Here is a 19,341-nt window from a genome sequence, read left to right on the forward strand (position 1 = left end):
TGAACGGAACCATGATCTTCGTCAGAACTCTGTAAAATTGGGCATTATGACAATCAGATAACATTATTCTGATTATCTTCGCCGCAATAATATGAAACGAATATTTACACTCCTTTTTAGCACCTTAGTCGTTATAACGGCTGGTTTTACTCAAACGGGCTCGGTTCGAGGATTTGTTTATGATATTGATAATGGAGAACCCGTGCCGTATGTAAACGTAATTGTGTTAAAAACTGACAATATTGGTGCACCAACCGATGAAAACGGATTTTTCTCCATTGCCACGGTTCCTGCCGGAAATCAAACACTCATACTAACCTATATTGGGTACGATACTCTGTTATTTCCAATAAAAGTGGAAGCTGGCGGCATTACAAGTGTAAAATTAGAACTCAAACAATCGGGAATTACCTTAGATGGGGTAACCATTTCCTCCAAAACAACTTCAAAATTGGAAGAAGTTAGCATTTCAACAACCACTATAACACCAACCCAGATCAAACGATTACCTTCAGTAGGTGGAGAGCCTGATCTTGCCCAATATTTACAAATTTTACCCGGTGTGATTTTTACCGGTGATCAGGGTGGACAACTTTACATTCGGGGCGGTTCACCTATTCAGAATAAAGTTTTATTGGATGGCATGGTGATCTATAATCCCTTCCACTCCATTGGATTATTCAGTGTTTTCGAAACCGATATTATCAGAAATGTGGACGTTTATACCGGCGGATTCAGTGCCGAATATGGGGATAGAATTTCTGCAGTGATCGACATTAACACCCGCGATGGAAATAAAAAAGAAACAGTTGGGGAAGTGTCTGCTAGTCCGTTCATGGCGAGATTACTATTGGAAGGACCAATAAAAAAACCAAGTGCGGATAAATCAAGCCTTACCTATTTGATCACGGCAAAACATTCCTATTTGGATAAAACATCAAAAATTATTTATCCTTATGTAAATAATCAGGAAGGCATTTTAGGAAATAATGGTATACCATATTCTTTTACAGATGTTTATGGAAAGTTATCCCTCAATTCAGAAACCGGAAATAAAATAAATTTATTCGGATTTAATTTCCGCGACAGCGTTAATTATTCTGATGTTACAAATTTCCATTGGAGTTCAATTGGTGCAGGAACAAACTTTGTAATTGTACCCACCGAATCAAATATGCTTATTGAAGGTGTTTTTGCCTATTCCAATTACGAGATGGTGCAAAATGAAGCCGATGAAAAACCGCGCAACAGTCTTGTGGGTGGATTTAACGGAGGAATGGATTTTACTTATTATCGCCCTCATGGAGATGTACAATACGGTGTGGAGGTTATTGGATTTCAAACCAATTACGAATTTTTTAATCGTTTGGGAATAAAATACGAACAACAACAATATACCACCGAACTTGGAACTTACGTGAAATATCGACGCGCTTTCAGTAAAAAGTTTGTAATTGAACCAAGTATTCGTATTCAATATTATGCATCGTTGAGTGAATTTTCACCGGAACCTCGTATAGGTATGAAATACAATATCACCGACAGGATCCGAATTAAATTTGCGGGTGGTTTATACAGTCAGAATTTAATTTCTACCAAAAGTGATCGCGATGTGGTGAATTTATTTACTGGATTTTTATCAGGACCTGATGATGACCTTTATACTTTTGATGGAGAAGATGCAAAATCAAAATTGCAGCGTAGCATTCATGCAATTGGTGGTATTGAAATTGACCCCTCTGATTTTATGGAATTAAATATTGAACCTTATATTAAATATTTTACACAATTAATTGAAATTAATCGGCAAAAAGTTACCTTAAGGGACCCCGATTTTGCAACGGAAACAGGCAGAGCTTACGGTGTGGATTTTTCCATGAAATATGAGCGTAAAGCATGGTATTTCTGGACAGCCTATTCCATTGGTTATGTAAAACGCGACGATGGGCAACAGGTTTATCCTCCACATTACGATAGAAGACATAACCTGAACTTTTTAGGTACTTATGATCTCAAGAAAAAATGGGAATTCAGTGCACGTTGGAATTTAGGTTCCGGATTTCCTTTCACTCAAACTGCAGGATTTTACGAAATGATTGATTTCCTCGACGGTATCAGTACCGATTATACAACCGCAAATGGTTCACTTGGCATTATTTACGACGACAAATTGAATGGAGGAAGATTGCCCTATTACCACCGTTTTGATATAGGTGCAAAACGCAATATCTATTTTCCCAATAAAAATAAAATGGAGATAAACGCCAGTGTAACAAATATTTACAACAGAGAAAATATTTTCTATTTTGATCGTATTCGTTATGAACGCGTAAATCAACTACCTATATTACCATCAATTGCAGTGAGTTATGGATTTTAATATTATATATTAAAGCCCCATACCCATCATTGTTAATACGAAAATTGCAAGGTTCATTATTACAAGTATCCCCATAAACAGGAATAGGGAATGCAATTTTTTAAATGCAACTTCCAGATTAAAGGAATTATTATCTCTTGCATATCTTATAAAATTAACAGCACTCTGGTATAAAAAAATATTGGGAAACAGGCCTATTACTAAAAATATAACCATTACAACCATCATACCTTTGGCAAAGGAATTACCAAGAGCACTTACATCACCCATCATCAGATCGGGAATTACAAACAGTGAAACTCCAAACATAACCAAAAACATAAACCCACATATCGCAACAAACTGCATCCACTTTGCTGCTTTAAGCAAATAATTAAGCGTTACACCGCTAATTTGATCCTGATCCGTGATCTCTTGTTGGTCGAGTAGACTCATAGTTTAATAATTTTAAATATGTTCGAAAAAAAATGCCACCAATACACGAATAAAAAATCAAACAAATCATCAATTTGGCTTTTCATTCATGCATTCGTGGCATAATTTAATTTTATTCCATTCAAGCAAACCTAGTCTTTCATCAACCTCACAATTATCTCTCCGCTTTCATTTTTTATCTTTACAATATAATTTCCTGAAATTAATTGTGATGTATTTAATTCAACAATATTGTTTGAATTATATTTATAAGCGATATTAATTCTTTGTCCAAGCAGATCATAAATTTCAATTGTTTGAGGATCAAAATCCATTAATTCAATTATTACAAATTCATTGGCCGGATTTGGATATACATTTAATAATGCTTCTTGTATGGTATTAATTTCTGTCGTAGAAATTACTTTACAATTAGTATTTTCTCCATATGCATTGGATGCTGTTAAACATACATTGTAATCGCCATCCACCGGATATGCGTGAACAGGATTTTGAACAGTTGAATTACCACCATCACCAAATTCCCAGAACCATTCTGTAGGACTGTTTGTAGAAATATCGGTAAAAGATGCATTTAATCCGCTAAAGGAAAAAGTAAAATCAGCAGCAGGTAATAAATACTCAGTGCTATCGATTACAACCGGTAAACAATATACTTCAAATCCCAATGCATTAGTTGCAGTTAAACAAACAGTGAAAGTTGATTCCGTTAAATAAGTATGCACAGGATTTTGCAAAGTACTTGTTCCACCATCACCAAAATTCCAGCTCCAGGAAGTTGGAGAATTTAATGTGAGATCAGTAAATGTTACAACCGGATCACCTGTATAAGTAAATGCTGCATCGGGAGGTAAAATTACTGTTACGGCAGAGCAATAAGTATCCGTTCCGTAAGGATTATTTGCTGTTAAACAAACATTATAAGTTCCTGCAGTTGCATATTCGTGAATAGGATTTTCTTCTGTAGCAGTGGTTGCATCACCGAAATCCCATAAATAACATCCATAAGAATTAGTAGACAAATTAGTGAATGTAACCTCACCTATATCGGCAACATAACTGAAATTTGCATTTGGCATTGTCGGTACAAAACTTTCGGCATCCCAGGCTGCATATAGAATATTATTTTCTACAACAGGATCTCCTTCAATAAAAATTCCGGGTTCATAATCTTGTTGCCAGATGGCCTGCACTTTTCCACCATTCACTCTGTCGTTTACATAAACATAAAAATTTTCTTCCCCATCTTCAGCAGACTCTGTTAAATTTACAGGTGTCGACCAGGTAATTCCGCCGTCATCAGAATACATTCCAAAAAGATCGCGGAAAGATTGTGCATTAAAATTTAATGGGTCATCAAAAATATCGGTGTATTCAATTTTCATTGCGAAGATCACATATAATCTTCCTGAAATAGCATCCCAGGTTCCACCGGGTGAACTTGAAATTCCTGCACTTCTATAATTAAAAGTACTTAAACCAATTCCTGCATAAGGATCAGATAAACAATCATCATTATTCCAATCCAATTCGGTATCAATTACTTCGGCACCAGCCATACCGTTTGTCCAATGCCATATACCTGAAGTTCTCCAGTTTACTGTCCAAAATCCCGCAAAGGCATCACTGTAAATCCTATAATATCCTGAAAAAATATGTAGGGTTCCATCATCCTCCATTATCATATCGTGATACCCGTCGTTTGTTGCAACGGTATCGGTAATTCCATCCAGATCGACATCTGTTTGCACAGCACCGGTATAGTTATCATAAGGGAAATCTATAACTGTAATTTTTTCCCATGACCCATCATTTCCATAATCGTCGGAGTGCAATAAAAGCAGATCGGAATTTATCATCCCAAATAAAACATACACATCAGAACCATATACAGATATCTGATAAGAATCTGCGCCATTTGTAATGGCCGGCATACCATCAGCAGCAGTTAAAAATGGAAGTGCATAATTTAAAATAGCCCATGTTAATCCTCCATCATCTGAACGTGAAAAATTAAGATTTGTAATAACTTGTGTATCAGCGTTTACAACATAAATATCATCAGTACCTTCGGGTGAACAAGCTACAGGCCAAATTCCCCGTATGTCATCGGAGCCATCTAATTCTGTCCACACATTCGAACCTATTGCATCATTTGCAAATAATTGCATTCTGTTAGCACCCGCATCATGGGCTACAATAACCTCATGGTCTTCCACTAATAATAATTCGCCAAAACCTGTGCGCACTGTTTCAATGCGAACGGTAGGTGCTGCAGCCCAGGCCACACCATCATAATGCTGATAAAACATTCCGCGGTCGAGGAAGGCTCCACCAAAATCTGTAGATCCGGTCCAGATGGCAGAAATTGTTCCATCATCATAAACTTTGATACGGTTCTTCGATGCATTATTTGACTGTGCATCGTAAGTAGTTGTTCCAATTATTGTTTGTGCTGCCAAAAGTGCACTCAAAAATACTGTTGAAATAAGGAGTGAAAGTTTTCTCATACTGATGTGTTTTTTTGTGACCGCCAGTTGACGGACGAGTTAAGAAAAATAAATCCGATAGTAATATTAATAAATATTAAACAAATATTCAATTCGGCAAATTTTTATAAAAAAAAACCTCCGACCGAAGTATCGACCGGAGGTTTTTATGTTTGAATTAATATCAGTTGATCATAACAGTTTTTGTAATTACGTTTCCGTTATAGGTAACCATTACATAATAAATTCCTGCCGGAGCATCACTTAAATCGATAGGCAGTTGATAATTAAATTCACGAGGGGTATCATTACTTTCGTAAACCACCTGACCTGTTGAATTCAAAATAAGTGTGTTTGCTTCAGAATCCTCAAAACCATTTAATTCAAGATTAAAATTACCATCGGATGGATTTGGGAAAAGGTCAATGGATTGACGGCTTTCACCTTCTCTTAAAGGAAGTGTAGTGAAATAAGCAATTTCTGAATAGGGAGAAATTTCACCCGCTGCATAACAAACAGTTTTAACACGGAAACCATAAGTAGTTTCAGGTTCCAACTTTCCTTCTGCAATTACAAAAAGATTTGTATTTGGTCTTTTTTTACCAACTGTTGCAAGATCATCAGCCATCCAGAATGCTACTATATATTGTTCAGCCATATCTACAGCATCCCAATGCATAACTGCAGATGTGGAAGTAATTGCATCAGCATATAATCCACCGGGACCTGTAACATAATTACATGTCATTGGTGTTACACCAAAGTCTTCAGCTGAGTAGCCATTATACATTATATTATTTACACCAATTGGATCCAGATCTGTAACAGTGGTTCCGGGATAAACATCTTCCTGCCAAACCATATGCACTTTTCCTCCGGTAAATTCAGGATAAACGGAAGTATATACATTTTCTTTTCCAGATTCTGCAGTGTTTGTAAGATTAACCGGAGTTGACCAAGTGGAACCATTATCATCGCTATAAACTCCAAAAATATCTCTGAAAGATTGAGCGGATAAATTTAATGGATCTGCAAAAAGATCGGTATATTCTATCGGCATTGTATAAGTTAGATAATATCTTCCTGTTGCCGGATCAATTGCCCCACCGGGCATAGAAACAATACCGGGATAACGGTAATGAGACCTGAATGCACCAATTCCTGCTAAAGGATCGTTTAATCCATCAGCATTATCCCAATCTAATGTAAGATCAATTTTTACTGCTTCATCCATACCTGTATGCCATTGCCAGATACCCATTGCACCCTCATATTGATAAGACCAAAAAGAACCAATTCCGTCGTTGTAAATTTTTACATATCCTGTATAAATATGAACATCACCAGATGCATCAATAAACATATTGTGATTCGCATCCGTAGTTTCCACTACATCTGTAACAAAATCACCATTCACATCAGTTTGTGTCAATCCATCATAATTATCAATTGGAAAATCGTGAATTACACTGCTGGTCCATGTGCCAACTGCACCATTTGAAGCGGAATGCAACAATACAAGATCAGAATTTGGAACACCATATAAAATATATACATTAGTTCCGTAGACTGCAAGCTGATAGGTTTCTGCAGCAGCAATGAGTCCGGTAGACATGCCTGGAATACCTTCTGCAGCTGTTAAGAAAGGAACAGTGGTATTTAAAACGGTCCATGTAATTCCACCATCATCAGAACGGGAAAAACGCAATTCTGTTGGTGGATTTGCATTTGCATTTAATACATAAATATCATCAGTTCCTTCTGGACAAACTGCTGCAGGCCAGAATCCAACAATATCATCAGAGCCCGCTATTTCGGTCCATGTTGTTCCACCTATGGAAGCATTTGCATAAAGTTGCTGAGAAACAACAGCACCATCGTGTGCTATCATAACTTCATGATCCATTACTGTTATTACTTCACCAAAACCGGTTTTAGTTGTTTCCACACGAGCAGCAGGAAATGCACCCCATGTAGCACCATTATAATGATTAAAGAACATACCACGATCAGGGTTAGTGGTTCCTACTGTATAATCAGTTGAACCTGTCCAGGCGGCTGATATTTTCCCATCATCATATACTGAGATTCTGTGTTTAGCTCCATTATTGGATTGCACATCATAAGAGGTGGTCCCAATAATTGTTTGTGAGATCATTACTGAGGAGGCTATCAGTAACATCGGGAGTAAAATTCCTTTTTTCATTTTAAATATTTTTGGTTAATAAAAGTTAATATTAGGTATTATGCATGACAAATTCAAAGCAAATTTCAAAGAATATTTATCATTCCTGAAAATTATTGAAAAAGAAAGGAAGAGCTTACCTTTGCAGCGTTTATTGAGATTTCACCCGGCCTGCAACCGGATACAAAATTTCTTTTATGGCTTTATTATACAACAGAATTTCTCACATTGAGTTGAAACAGCAAATGCTGGAATCCAACGAAAAAAGAATTACCCTTTCCTTTTACGAATATTTTCCAATAGATGATCCGCAACAATTTCGCGATATGTTGTTTGCACAATTAACAATATTAAATGTATTTGGAAGAATATATGTTGCGAACGAAGGAATTAACGCACAAATAAGTGTACCCGAATACAACATGGATGCCTTTACCTTTTTTATTAATTCTGTTGTTAAATCAGAACAATTTATCGATCCCGAAACAGGCATTAAAAAATTGCGATTAAATATTGCTGTTGATGATGATGGAAAATCTTTTTGGGTATTAAAAATAAAAGTGCGCAATAAAATTGTCGCCGATGGAATTGATGACCCCACCTTTAGCATGGCGGAAAAAGGCAAATATGTGGACGCCGAAAAATTTAATTCCATGACCAATGATGAAAATACGATTGTTGTTGATATGCGCAATCACTATGAATTTGAAGTTGGTCATTTTGAAAATGCAATTGAAATTCCAAGTGATACATTTCGCGAACAATTACCCATGGCCGCAGATCTATTAAAAGATAAAAAGGATGCGAACATCATAATGTATTGCACCGGTGGAATTCGCTGTGAGAAGGCCAGTGCTTATATGTTACACAATGGATTTAAAAATGTATATCACCTGGAAGGCGGAATTATTAATTATGCAAATAAAATTAAATCCGAAAATCTTGAAAATAAATTCTTAGGCAAAAATTTCGTTTTCGACGACAGACTAGGCGAAAGAATTGGTGATGAAATTATTTCCACCTGCCATCAGTGCAATAAACCCGCCGACACGCATACCAATTGTGTAAATTCCGGTTGTCATCTCTTATTTATTCAATGTACCGAATGTGCAATTAAATTCGGAGGATGTTGTTCACAAGAATGTTATAACATCATCCAACTTCCCGAAGAAGAACAAAAACTTTTACGAAAAGGAATTGATAAAGGGCAGAATATTTTTAATAAATCGAGGTTGCGAAAACGCAACTTTAATTGACAATTGATAATTGACAATTGACAATTGGAGCAAAGAGTTTAATTGTTTATTTTACTTCTTTGCCACAAGTTTTTATTAAGTAAAATGGTAAATTAAATTTACTTCATCAAAAATTTCAAGTTTTCCTCCTGCAATAAATTCCTTATTATTTACATTTCACATTTACTTCTAAGCAAGGATATAGATTATCCTCCCAACTTCTAACCCAATTGTCAATTCTCAATTGTCAATTCTCAATTCCTTCAAAAACCTCTATTTCCACGCAGGTCTAAAACCATCCTCCCGACCTTTAGCCTCCATTCTCAATTCTCAACTCTCAATTCTCAATTCTTTCCTATCTTTGCACCCTAAATTTTAAACCAAACATGTCATTTTTATTCACCTCAGAGAGTGTAAGCGAAGGGCATCCTGATAAGGTTGCGGATCAGATATCGGATGCATTAATAGATCATTTTTTGGCTTTTGACCCAGACAGCAAGGTAGCTTGTGAAACTTTGGTAACTACTGGTCAGGTATTTCTTGCCGGAGAAGTGCGTTCGAAAACGTATTTGGATGTGCAACAAATTGCCAGAGATGTGATAGCCCGAATTGGTTACACAAAGAGTGAATATATGTTTGAGGCTAATTCTTGCGGTATATTGTCAGCTATTCACGAACAGAGTCCAGATATTCATCAGGGAGTTGTTAGAAAGAAAAAAGCAGAACAAGGTGCAGGTGATCAGGGGATGATGTTCGGTTATGCAAGCAGAGAAACAGATAATTATATGCCACTTTCACTGGAGATCGCAAATTTATTGTTGCGTGAACTGGCTGCTATCAGAAAAGAAGGCAAGATCATGAAATACCTACGTCCAGATTCAAAAAGTCAGGTAACGATAGAATATGATGATAATAAAACTCCGTTGCGTATTGATACTATTGTAGTTTCCACACAACACGATGATTTTGCAGAAGAGAAAAAAATGCTGGATGCAATTAAAAAAGATGTGGAGGAGATCTTAATTCCCCGTGTAAAAAAATTATTGCCTAAACGCAATCAGAAATTATTTGATGGCAATTTTACCTTACATGTGAATCCAACAGGAAAATTTGTGATAGGCGGACCACATGGTGATACCGGATTAACGGGAAGAAAGATCATTGTTGATACATATGGCGGTAAAGGTGCACACGGTGGTGGTGCCTTCAGTGGAAAAGATCCATCCAAAGTTGACCGTTCAGCAGCATATGCTGTTCGACATATTGCAAAAAATATGGTTGCAGCGGGTTTATGCGACGAAGTATTAGTGCAGGTTGCTTATGCTATCGGTGTTGCTAAACCTGTTGGATTATATATTGATACTTATAATACTGCAAAAGTAAAAATGAGTGATGGGGAGATATCTAAAAAAATAGAAAAGATATTCGATCTGCGCCCTTATTCTATAGAACAACGTTTTAAATTACGCACTCCAATTTATGCAGAAACTGCAGCATACGGTCATATGGGTCGCGATACCAAGATCGTTGAAAAAACTTTCAAAGACGGCAGCGGAAGAAAGATCAAAATGAAAGTGGAATTATTTCCATGGGAGAAATTGGATTACAAAGACGCGATCAAAAAATCGTTCAAGTTGTAATTTTTTTTCTCGCAGAGTGTGTTTTTTCTTGCAGGGTGTGTTTGTTTCACGCAGAGGTTGCAGAGGTGCAGAGAGAGCAGAGTTTATAGGATGTGTTTTAATAAAATTAAAATTTTATTGGGGTATATTTTAAATTGATTCTTTAACTACAATTTTCAAGTTTATTTTTATTATATATATTCAAATTAATTAAATCACTTTTTTTTCTTCGAAAAAAAAATACATTTATTTACAAAACATTATTTTACGAAGTAAAATAATAAACACATTATTTGTCTCTGCGCTCTCTGCACCCCTGCGAACTCTGCGGGAAACTCTTTTTTAACCTAAATATGGTTTTAGAAAATCGCTGGTAGTTGCTTTGCGAAGACGACGAATAGCTCTTTCTTTAATTTGACGAACGCGCTCGCGGGAAAGATCGAATTTTTGTGCTATTTCGTCAATGCTCATGGGTGTAAATCCATTAATTCCGAAATAGGCTGCGATCACCTCTGCTTCACGAGGAGCCAATACTTTAAGCGCTGTAGCGATCTCATTTTTAAGCGATTCGTTTATCAGTGATTTATCAGGCGTATCTTCATTTTTATCCTCAAGAATATCTGCCATACTTCCATCTTCAAATTCACCATTTAATGGCGCATCCATGGATATATGTTTGATATTACTTAAAATAATTTCTTTAACATCTCCATCTTTTAAATGCAGAACTTCTGCTATTTCTTCTGCGGTAGGTTCACGCTCATTTATTTGTTCAAACTGATTCGACATTCTATTCATCTTCGAAACATTTCCGGCTTTATTTAATGGTAAACGAATTAATCTGGAATGTTCCACTATTGCCAACATAATTGATTGACGTATCCACCACACCGCGTAAGATATAAATTTAAATCCTTTTGTCTCATCAAATTTTTTCGCCGATTTAATTAATCCAACATTTCCTTCATTGATCAGATCACTTAATGTTAATCCGTGACCCTGATATTGTTTCGCAACTGAAACTACAAAACGCAAATTTGCCATGGTGAGTTTATCAAGTGCATCTTCATCTCCCTCCCTGATTTTTTTTGCAAGCACTGCTTCTTCTTCCGGAGTGATCATATCAATTTTCCCGATCTCGGTCAAATACTTTTCGAGAGAATCGTTTTCTCTTGATGTAATGGAATATGTGATTTTCAGTTGCCTCATACCGAATATTTAGCACAAATTACGGATTTTAAAATAAATGGTTCCGCATTTGATAAACATATTTCTTAACATGACCGAAAAATGAGATGGGAAATGGTGAGTAGTGAGTAGTGAGTAGTGAGTTTGCAACTGCTAACATTGGTGATTGGACTACTTTCCGGAAAATTTATCTTGACTGGGGCGAAAAACTTTAGGCTATCATCGAGGCATCTCATTGCTCATAACTCATTACTCATTTAAGAGGGCTTTGATTGGAACCTTCATAGCGGATCATATGATGAGTAATGAGTTATGAGAAATGAGTTTGATCCTGCTAACATTGGTGATTGGATTTCCACCCTGAAAATTTATCTTTCCTGAGAAGAAAAACTTTCGGCTATCATCGAGGCATCTCATTACTCATAACTCATTACTCATTTAAGAGGTCCGCATCATAATTTTGATTTCAAATGAAACCATCATTTCAGGATGTTCGAAATACGGACTCACGCCTCACGATTCACGATTCACGAAAAAAAAACGCCGATGAAACACCGGCGTTTTAAATTTGATAAAAAAGTATCCTTAATTATTCGTGCTCGGTTCTCTTTCCGGGCGATCCATTAATACTTTTCTGGATAATTTATATTTACCGGTCTTGCGGTCGATGTCCAATAATTTCACTTTTATTTTATCACCTTCCTTTAAAACACCTTCTAAAGTTTCAAGGCGAGCCCAGCTTACTTCAGATATATGTAATAAACCTTCTTTACCAGGTAAAAATTCAACAAAGGCTCCGTAAGGCATGATGGATTTTACTTTTGCATCATATACATCTCCAATATCCGGAACTGCGGTAATTCCTTTTATTTTAGAAACTGCAGCTTCAATACTTTCTTTATTTGGAGATGATATATTTATAATACCAAATTCACCAACTTCCTCAATAGAAATTTCAGCACCTGTTTCACGTTGCATTTCCTGAATAATTTTTCCACCAGGTCCGATAACAGCTCCGATAAATTCTCTAGGAATTTGCATCATCACAATTCTTGGTGCATGTGGTTTATAATCAGCGCGCGGAGCAGTCATTGTTTTACCCATTTCATTTAAAATGTGTAATCTTCCCGCTTTAGCTTGTAATAATGCTTCTCTCACAACACCAAAACTCAATCCATCCACTTTTATATCCATTTGTGTTGCCGTGATACCATTTACAGTACCTGCAACTTTAAAGTCCATATCTCCAAGATGATCTTCATCTCCAAGTATATCACTTAAAATTGCGTAACGCGTCATGTTTGGTTCAGATATTAATCCCATTGCAATACCTGCAACCGGTTTTTTAATTTGGATACCTGCATCCATTAATGCTAAAGTTCCTGCGCAAACAGTTGCCATACTCGACGAACCATTTGATTCTAAAATATCGGAAACAACACGTACAGTATAAACATTATCTTCCGGTAAGGTCCATTTTAATGCGCGCATTGCAAGGTTACCATGACCAACTTCTCTTCGACCAAGGCCACGCATTGGTTTTGCCTCACCTGTAGAGAATGGAGGGAAATTATAATGCAATAAAAATTTACTTGTTCCTTCGTGTACTACTCCATCAATTAATTGTTCATCTCTTTTTGAACCGAGTGTAACAGTTGTAAGAGATTGAGTTTCACCTCTTGTAAAAACTGCAGAACCATGTGCTGATGGAAGATAGTCCACTTCACACCAGATATCTCTGATCTCATCCATTTTTCTTCCATCCAAACGCTGTTTATCCGTTAAGATCATTTCGCGCATTGCATGTTTTTCGATATCGTGATAATAGGTAGAAATAAATCCACCTTTTTCTGCTAATTCCTCTTCAGTAAATAATGCAGTGAATTCTTCTTTCACTTTTTTGAATGCCTCATGACGTTCTTCTTTTTTTGAAGGCATATGAGCAACCATACTAACTTTATCATACAATTCTCTCCACATTCTTGCACGAAGATCTTCATCATGTGTTTCGTGATTGTATTCGCGTTTTGTTTCTTTTCCCGCCATCTTGGAAAATTCAGATAATGCTTCACATTGCATTTGAATAGCCTGATGGGCGAGACGAATTGCTTCTAACATATCATCTTCGGTGATCTCTTTCATTTCACCTTCCACCATTACTACATCTTTATGGCTACCCGCAACTATCATATCAATATCTGATAATGCAAGTTCGCTTCGAGTTGGGTTGATGATGTAATTTCCATTTACTCTACCCACTCTCACTTCTGAGATAGGTCCGTTAAAAGGAACATCAGAAACCGCCATGGCACCTGCTGCTGCAAAACATGCCAATGCATCAGGAAGAATTTCTTTGTCGAGGGAGATCAAGGTAACAAGCACCTGTGTTTCCGCGTGATAATTATTCGGAAACATCGGGCGCATCGCGCGATCGATCAATCTGCTGATCAGAATTTCATATTCTGAAGGTCTTGCTTCGCGTTTTAAGAATCCGCCGGGTAATCTACCTGCAGATGCATAATTTTCGCGATAATCTACTGTAAGAGGCATAAAATCTACTCCTGCTTTTGCCTCTTTTGCCGATACTACTGTTGCCAGTAACATCGTTTCGCCACAACGCACTACTACGGAGCCGTCGGCTTGTTTTGCCAATTTTCCCGTTTCGATGGAAATTATCTTTCCCCCGCCCAGGTCGATGGTTTTTGTGATCGGATTTGGTTTCATTGTTTAATTAAAATTTGAGAGCAGGAGTTTGAAGTAATTTTTGGGGTTGTTTTATCAGGGAAAATATTTTTAATCAAACTCCACACCCAGGTTAAAAAATAGAACTCGAAAACTGCAACTGCGACTGTGACTGCGACTGTGACTTCTCCAAATTCTGTAAAATAAAAAATGGGCTATGGGGTAATAAAATTTCCTCATAGCCCAAGAATATGTTCATACAATAATTATCTGCGGATATTTAACTTCTCTATCAATGAACGATATCCAACGATATCTTTTTTCATCATATAGTTTAAGAACCTGCGGCGTTTACCAACCAACATCAATAAACTGCGTTTTGTTGCGAAGTCTTTTTTGTTTTCCTTCAGATGTTCTGTTAGGTGATTGATACGAGCTGTAAACAGCGCTATCTGTGCCTCTACAGAACCTGTATTTGCTTCAGAACCACCGTGTTCCTTAAAAATTTCTTTCCTCTTTTCTGATGATACTACTGGCATTGTATAATTGCTTTTTGAATTGAGGAGCAAAGATAGAGGTTATTGTTGGAATTACAAAGCAGTTTCGTAAGATTCGAAGGGAGAAGATTCGAAGGGAGAAGGGGAAGGGTCTAAGGAGGAAAAAAGGAAGGAAGGTGAGTAAGGTTTAAAAAGGGGGCTTACACTTATTAAGAAAACTTTGATTCGAAGGAACTGAGGGTCTCGCTCTTAGCGAGGCTCTCAGTAAGGGCCTCGAAAAAGATTCGAAGGGAGAAGGGGAAGGGTCTAAGGAGGGAAAAAGGAAGGAAGGTGAGTAAGGTTTAAAAAGGGGGCTTACACTTATTAAGAAAACTTTGATTCGAAGGAACTGAGGGTCTCGCTCTTAGCGAGGCTCTCAGTAATGGTAATTATGAAAGGCTCTCAGTAATGGCAAATTTTTAAAAACTCTCAGTAATGGCAAATTTTTAAAGGCTCTCAGTAATGGCAATTCACAAAAAAAGTATCTCCCGAAGCAACAATCACCAATGTTACAAACTGCCCACGGGCCCCAGCCCCAAAGGGGAGATATAGTTCCAGTATTAAATTTTAGTAACCATTTAATTCGTAGGAATCATTACCAATGTTACAAACTGCCCACTGTTTACTGCCCACTCACTCCCCCATCAAATGCTCAATCAATACCGAAACTTTCTGCTTAAGATCCTTCCTCTCCACAATCAGATCCAAAAACCCACTTTCCAGCACAAATTCAGCAGACTGGAAACCTTTAGGCAGATCTTTTTTGATGGTTTCTTTTACCACACGAGGTCCGGCGAAACCGATGAGTGCTTTTGGTTCAGCGATATTAATATCCCCAAGCATGGCATAACTGGCTGTTACACCGCCGGTAGTTGGGTCGGTGCACAGAGAAATATAGGGAAGCTGATGTTTAGATAATAAAGTGAGTTTAGCGGAAGTTTTTGCCATTTGCATGAGTGAAAATCCGCTTTCCATCATGCGTGCACCACCTGATTTTGAGATGATCATTAATGGTAAATGATGCTCAACACAATGATCAATAGCGCGTGAAATTCTTTCACCAACAACCACACCCATACTACCACCGATAAATTCGAAATTCATACAACAAATTACCGATTCACGACCTTCAATTTTACCCAGACCCACGCTTAGTGCATCGGTGTAATTGGATTTTTTGAGAGCATCCTGCAATCGGGATTCGTAATCTTTGATATCCTTAAAATTTAAGGCATCTTTCGACATGATATTTTCAAAAAGCAGGGTATGTTCCCCTCCATCAAAAAATACGGAGAAATATTCGTTGGAACCTATCCGGCCGTGGTAATTACAGGCGGGACAACACCAAAGTTTATCCTTGTATTCTTCCGTTGTAGTCGTTTTTTTGCACTCCGGACAACGCCACCACACACCTTCCGGTGTATCCAGTTTTTCCTCCGTGGGCGTATCTATTCCTCGCCCTTTGCGTTTAAACCAGCTTACTTTTTCGGGTTTTTGTTCAGACATTCTGCAATCCCTTTTTTATGCTCGTTAAAAAAATAATTTTAACTAAAGCAATTTAAATTTTTGGTTAAAGGAAATTAAGCAATCGTTACATCTTTGGATAAATATACGTCCTGAATGGCATTTAAAATACCTACGCCATCTTTCATTGGACGCTGGAATGCTTTTCTCCCTGAAATAAGACCCATTCCGCCAGCTCTTTTATTAATAACTGCCGTAATTACAGCTTCATTAATATCTGCTTCCCCGGTGGATGCTCCGCCTGAATTTATCAATCCCGCGCGTCCCATATAACAATTTGCAACCTGGTAACGGCAAAGGTCGATGGGGTGATCTGTAGTTAGTTCTTCGTAAATGCGTTTATCATTCTTACCGTAAGCAGATTCTTTTGTGTTTAAGGCAAGGTAACCACCATTATTTTCAGGCAATTTTTGTTTGATGATATCCGCTTCGATAGTAACACCTAAGTGATTAGCCTGACCAGTTAGATCCGCGCTCAAATGATAATCCACACCATCTTTTTTGAATGAGGGATTTCTAAGGTAACACCATAAAATAGTGCCCATTCCCAATTCATGAGCATATGCAAAAGCTTTACTCACTTCTTGAATTTGCCTTGCAGATTCATCGGAACCAAAATAAATGGTAGCACCGATAGCAGCCGCACCCAAATCCCAACAGGATTTTACGGATGCAAACATGATCTGGTCGAATTTATTGGGATAGGTTAAAAATTCGTTGTGGTTTACTTTTACGATCAATGGTATCTTATGGGCATATTTTCTTGCGATCATACCCAATCCACCATAAGTTGTGGCAACAGCATTGCAACCGCCTTCGATGGCGAGTTTCACAATATTTTCCGGATCGAAATAAATAGGATTTTTTGCAAAGGATGCACCTGCACTATGTTCAATACCCTGATCAACTGGAAGTATAGATAAATAACCTGTATTTGCCAATCTACCAGTACCATACATTTGTTGTAAGTTCCTGAGAACCTGTGGATTGCGATCAGATCCTACCCAAATTCTATCAACAAAATCCGGTCCGGGTAAATGTATACTTTCTTTAGAGATCGTTTTTGTCTGGTGATTTAATAAATAATCGGCCTTATCGCCGAGCAGACTTACAATTTTGTTAATGGCCATGCTTCTTGTATGTTTAAGTTCAAATTAATTTGGCTGTGCAACCCGGAAGGGCTAAACAACGGCAAAAATAACAAACCCCGATAACAATTACCGGGGTCGCTGTTGGCCGACTAGGGCTCGAACCTAGACTCTTCTGAACCAAAATCAGACGTGTTGCCAGTTACACTATCAGCCAATTTTTTGATTTTGGAGCTGCAAAGATATTTTATTGCGGGCAAGGATGCAAATAGAAAGGATAAAAGATTGCCGTTTTGAGATCAAATACCATCTAAATTTTTAGAAATCATTTTTTCTAATGCATTCTTTTTCCGCTTAACTCCAATTGTTTCATAACGTTTGCTTCAAATTCCAACCATTCGGTCCATCTCTTTTTTACTTTTTCCGTTCCAACATATTCGTTTGCCAATTCAATAAATAACCGATAATGACCTGCTTCGCTTATCATAAATTCGCGATAAAAGGAACGTAATGCTTCTTCCTTCAATCCTTCACTCAATAATCGAAACCGCTCACAACTTCTCGCTTCTATTAAAGCAGCAAATAATAATTTTTCGAGCATCTGATCTTCCTTTGTTCCTCCTTTTCGCTGAAATTTTACTAATTGTGCCACATACTCATCACTGCGTTGATTGCCTAATTTTAAATTTCGATTTTTTAATTCTTTTAATACCATTCTGAAATGTCCCCATTCTTCCGTTACAATTGGAGCAAGCTCTTCCACTAATCTTTCGCGATAAGGATATTGTTGAATAATAGAGATAACAGTAGACGCAGCCTTTTGCTCACAATAAGCATGGTCGGTAAGAATTTCCTGTAAACTCATTTCCGCAAGATCTACCCATCGCGGGTCAGTGGGTAATTTTAAACCTAACATTTCAGATATTTGTGCAAATTTACAAATGCCAAAAAAGATTCTGGTCATTCGTTTCAGTTCTATTGGAGATATCGTGCTCACAACTCCTGTGATCAGATGTCTGAAACAACAATTACCAGATGCTGAGATACATTTTGCAACTAAAAAACAGTACGTTTCTGTTTTAGAAGCAAATCCTTATATCAGCAAAATACATGTTTTTGAGGATAAAAAATTACCAACTTTGGTACAACAACTTTCGGATGAAAAATTTGATCTTCTTATTGATCTGCATAACAATTTGCGCAGCTTTTTAATTCGTTCAAATCTCAATATCGAAAACAGGCGTTTTAATAAAATTAATTTTCAGAAATGGTTAATGGTAAATTTTAAAATTAATATTCTTCCTGAAAAACATATTGTTGACCGGTATTTAGAATGTGTAAAGGATCACGGAGTTATAAATGATGGGAAAGGATTGGATCATTTTATTCCTCAAAAAGATTTGGTTGATATAACTTCCCTTCCGCCTCAATTTAAAAATGGATATTATGCTTTTGTGATTGGTGCTATGCATTTTACAAAAAAATTACCTCTTGAAAAAGCAATTGCACTTTGTGCCGAATTATCCAAACCAATTGTATTGATCGGCGGAAAAGAGGATATAGAAAAAGGAGAGAAGATTGCAGCAAGTAACCCGAATAAAATTTTTAATGCCTGCGGGAAATTTAATATTAATCAATCCGCTTCCATTATCGAACAATCATTATTAGTAATCGCACACGATACCGGAATGATGCATATTGCAGCAGCATTAAAAAAGGATATTATTTCTATTTGGGGAAACACCATTCCCGAATTTGGAATGTATCCATATTTTGGAAATAATAACGATTTAAAATCACAGCGGAATTACCACAAAATAATGGAGGTAACTTCACTCTCTTGTCGCCCATGTTCAAAAATAGGATTTGACGCCTGCCCCAAGGGTCACTTCAACTGTATGTATCAAATTGACCTCAGCACTCTCAAAAGCCTTTGATATTGCGGTTTATTACACTAAATGCTGCAAGAGAATTTCAAGG

General features: G+C 37.1%; 13 protein-coding genes and 1 tRNA gene. 4 read left to right on the forward strand and 10 right to left on the reverse strand.

Translation table 11 applies throughout. The annotated features are described in order from the left end of the window. The first annotated feature begins 91 nt into the window (after positions 1-91). Positions 92-2,380 (forward strand): TonB-dependent receptor, encoded by a 2,289-nt coding sequence (locus IPI31_17040; protein ID MBK7569529.1) that lies wholly within the window; start codon positions 92-94, stop codon positions 2,378-2,380. Positions 2,381-2,389: 9 nt separating this feature from the next. On the opposite strand, the gene IPI31_17045 is transcribed toward IPI31_17040, so the two are convergent. The 3 genes from IPI31_17045 to IPI31_17055 all read right to left on the reverse strand — a co-directional run bounded on the left by IPI31_17045 (position 2,390) and on the right by IPI31_17055 (position 7,510). Next, entirely contained in the window at positions 2,390-2,815 is a 426-nt protein-coding gene (locus IPI31_17045; GenBank protein MBK7569530.1) for a hypothetical protein, read from the reverse strand. Positions 2,816-2,946: 131 nt separating this feature from the next. After that, positions 2,947-5,325 carry a PKD domain-containing protein gene (locus tag IPI31_17050; protein ID MBK7569531.1) on the reverse strand — a complete coding sequence of 793 codons (2,379 nt, stop codon included), beginning with the start codon at positions 5,323-5,325 and terminating at the stop codon, positions 2,947-2,949. Between the two features lie 163 nt (positions 5,326-5,488). Beyond that, on the reverse strand, positions 5,489-7,510 hold the full coding sequence (locus IPI31_17055) for a T9SS type A sorting domain-containing protein (GenBank protein MBK7569532.1): 2,022 nt from the start codon (positions 7,508-7,510) through the stop codon (positions 5,489-5,491). 176 nt (positions 7,511-7,686) lie between these two features. On the opposite strand from IPI31_17055, the gene IPI31_17060 reads away from it, so the two are divergent. Together IPI31_17060 and IPI31_17065 are read left to right on the forward strand one after the other, a co-directional pair. Then, positions 7,687-8,745 carry a rhodanese-related sulfurtransferase gene (locus IPI31_17060; GenBank protein ID MBK7569533.1) on the forward strand — a complete coding sequence of 353 codons (1,059 nt, stop codon included), beginning with the start codon at positions 7,687-7,689 and terminating at the stop codon, positions 8,743-8,745. 365 nt (positions 8,746-9,110) lie between these two features. Next, positions 9,111-10,364: a methionine adenosyltransferase gene (locus IPI31_17065; protein MBK7569534.1), complete on the forward strand. Its 1,254-nt coding sequence runs from the start codon at positions 9,111-9,113 to the stop codon at positions 10,362-10,364. A 321-nt stretch (positions 10,365-10,685) separates the two neighbouring features. On the opposite strand, the gene IPI31_17070 is transcribed toward IPI31_17065, so the two are convergent. The 7 genes from IPI31_17070 to IPI31_17100 form a co-directional block, all read right to left on the reverse strand. Next, complete coding sequence (locus IPI31_17070; GenBank protein ID MBK7569535.1) at positions 10,686-11,552, reverse strand: RNA polymerase sigma factor RpoD/SigA; 867 nt, start codon at positions 11,550-11,552, stop codon at positions 10,686-10,688. A gap of 564 nt (positions 11,553-12,116) precedes the next feature. Continuing rightward, positions 12,117-14,255 (reverse strand): polyribonucleotide nucleotidyltransferase, encoded by a 2,139-nt coding sequence (locus IPI31_17075; protein ID MBK7569536.1) that lies wholly within the window; start codon positions 14,253-14,255, stop codon positions 12,117-12,119. A gap of 224 nt (positions 14,256-14,479) precedes the next feature. Continuing rightward, a complete protein-coding gene (rpsO, locus tag IPI31_17080) occupies positions 14,480-14,752 on the reverse strand; it encodes a 30S ribosomal protein S15 (GenBank protein ID MBK7569537.1) in 273 nt (90 codons plus the stop codon). A 630-nt stretch (positions 14,753-15,382) separates the two neighbouring features. Then, positions 15,383-16,255: an acetyl-CoA carboxylase carboxyltransferase subunit beta gene (locus IPI31_17085; protein ID MBK7569538.1), complete on the reverse strand. Its 873-nt coding sequence runs from the start codon at positions 16,253-16,255 to the stop codon at positions 15,383-15,385. Between the two features lie 74 nt (positions 16,256-16,329). Beyond that, complete coding sequence (locus tag IPI31_17090) at positions 16,330-17,403, reverse strand: class I fructose-bisphosphate aldolase (GenBank protein MBK7569539.1); 1,074 nt, start codon at positions 17,401-17,403, stop codon at positions 16,330-16,332. Positions 17,404-17,505: 102 nt separating this feature from the next. Further along, positions 17,506-17,578, reverse strand: a tRNA-Gln gene (locus tag IPI31_17095). Positions 17,579-17,695: 117 nt separating this feature from the next. Further along, positions 17,696-18,325: a tRNA-(ms[2]io[6]A)-hydroxylase gene (locus tag IPI31_17100; GenBank protein ID MBK7569540.1), complete on the reverse strand. Its 630-nt coding sequence runs from the start codon at positions 18,323-18,325 to the stop codon at positions 17,696-17,698. Between IPI31_17100 and IPI31_17105 the strand changes: the two genes are divergently transcribed. Continuing rightward, positions 18,303-19,298 carry a glycosyltransferase family 9 protein gene (locus IPI31_17105; protein MBK7569541.1) on the forward strand — a complete coding sequence of 332 codons (996 nt, stop codon included), beginning with the start codon at positions 18,303-18,305 and terminating at the stop codon, positions 19,296-19,298. The two genes, IPI31_17100 and IPI31_17105, sit on opposite strands and share 23 nt — an antisense overlap. Positions 19,299-19,341 lie beyond the last annotated feature (43 nt).

The organism is Bacteroidota bacterium (genome assembly GCA_016706865.1).
In the GTDB taxonomy this organism is placed as follows: Bacteria; Bacteroidota; Bacteroidia; order Chitinophagales; family BACL12; genus UBA7236.

Bases quoted from the DNA above. Each gene is read 5' to 3' on its own strand.
- IPI31_17100 (MBK7569540.1), bottom strand. From the start codon at position 18,325: ATGACCAGAATCTTTTTTGGCATTTGTAAATTTGCACAAATATCTGAA.
- IPI31_17050 (MBK7569531.1), bottom strand. From the start codon at position 5,325: ATGAGAAAACTTTCACTCCTTATTTCAACAGTATTTTTGAGTGCACTT.
- IPI31_17045 (MBK7569530.1), bottom strand. From the start codon at position 2,815: ATGAGTCTACTCGACCAACAAGAGATCACGGATCAGGATCAAATTAGC.
- IPI31_17070 (MBK7569535.1), bottom strand. From the start codon at position 11,552: ATGAGGCAACTGAAAATCACATATTCCATTACATCAAGAGAAAACGAT.
- IPI31_17040 (MBK7569529.1), top strand. From the start codon at position 92: ATGAAACGAATATTTACACTCCTTTTTAGCACCTTAGTCGTTATAACG.
- IPI31_17105 (MBK7569541.1), top strand. From the start codon at position 18,303: ATGCCAAAAAAGATTCTGGTCATTCGTTTCAGTTCTATTGGAGATATC.
- IPI31_17060 (MBK7569533.1), top strand. From the start codon at position 7,687: ATGGCTTTATTATACAACAGAATTTCTCACATTGAGTTGAAACAGCAA.
- IPI31_17065 (MBK7569534.1), top strand. From the start codon at position 9,111: ATGTCATTTTTATTCACCTCAGAGAGTGTAAGCGAAGGGCATCCTGAT.
- IPI31_17075 (MBK7569536.1), bottom strand. From the start codon at position 14,255: ATGAAACCAAATCCGATCACAAAAACCATCGACCTGGGCGGGGGAAAG.
- rpsO (MBK7569537.1), bottom strand. From the start codon at position 14,752: ATGCCAGTAGTATCATCAGAAAAGAGGAAAGAAATTTTTAAGGAACAC.
- IPI31_17085 (MBK7569538.1), bottom strand. From the start codon at position 16,255: ATGTCTGAACAAAAACCCGAAAAAGTAAGCTGGTTTAAACGCAAAGGG.
- IPI31_17090 (MBK7569539.1), bottom strand. From the start codon at position 17,403: ATGGCCATTAACAAAATTGTAAGTCTGCTCGGCGATAAGGCCGATTAT.
- IPI31_17055 (MBK7569532.1), bottom strand. From the start codon at position 7,510: ATGAAAAAAGGAATTTTACTCCCGATGTTACTGATAGCCTCCTCAGTA.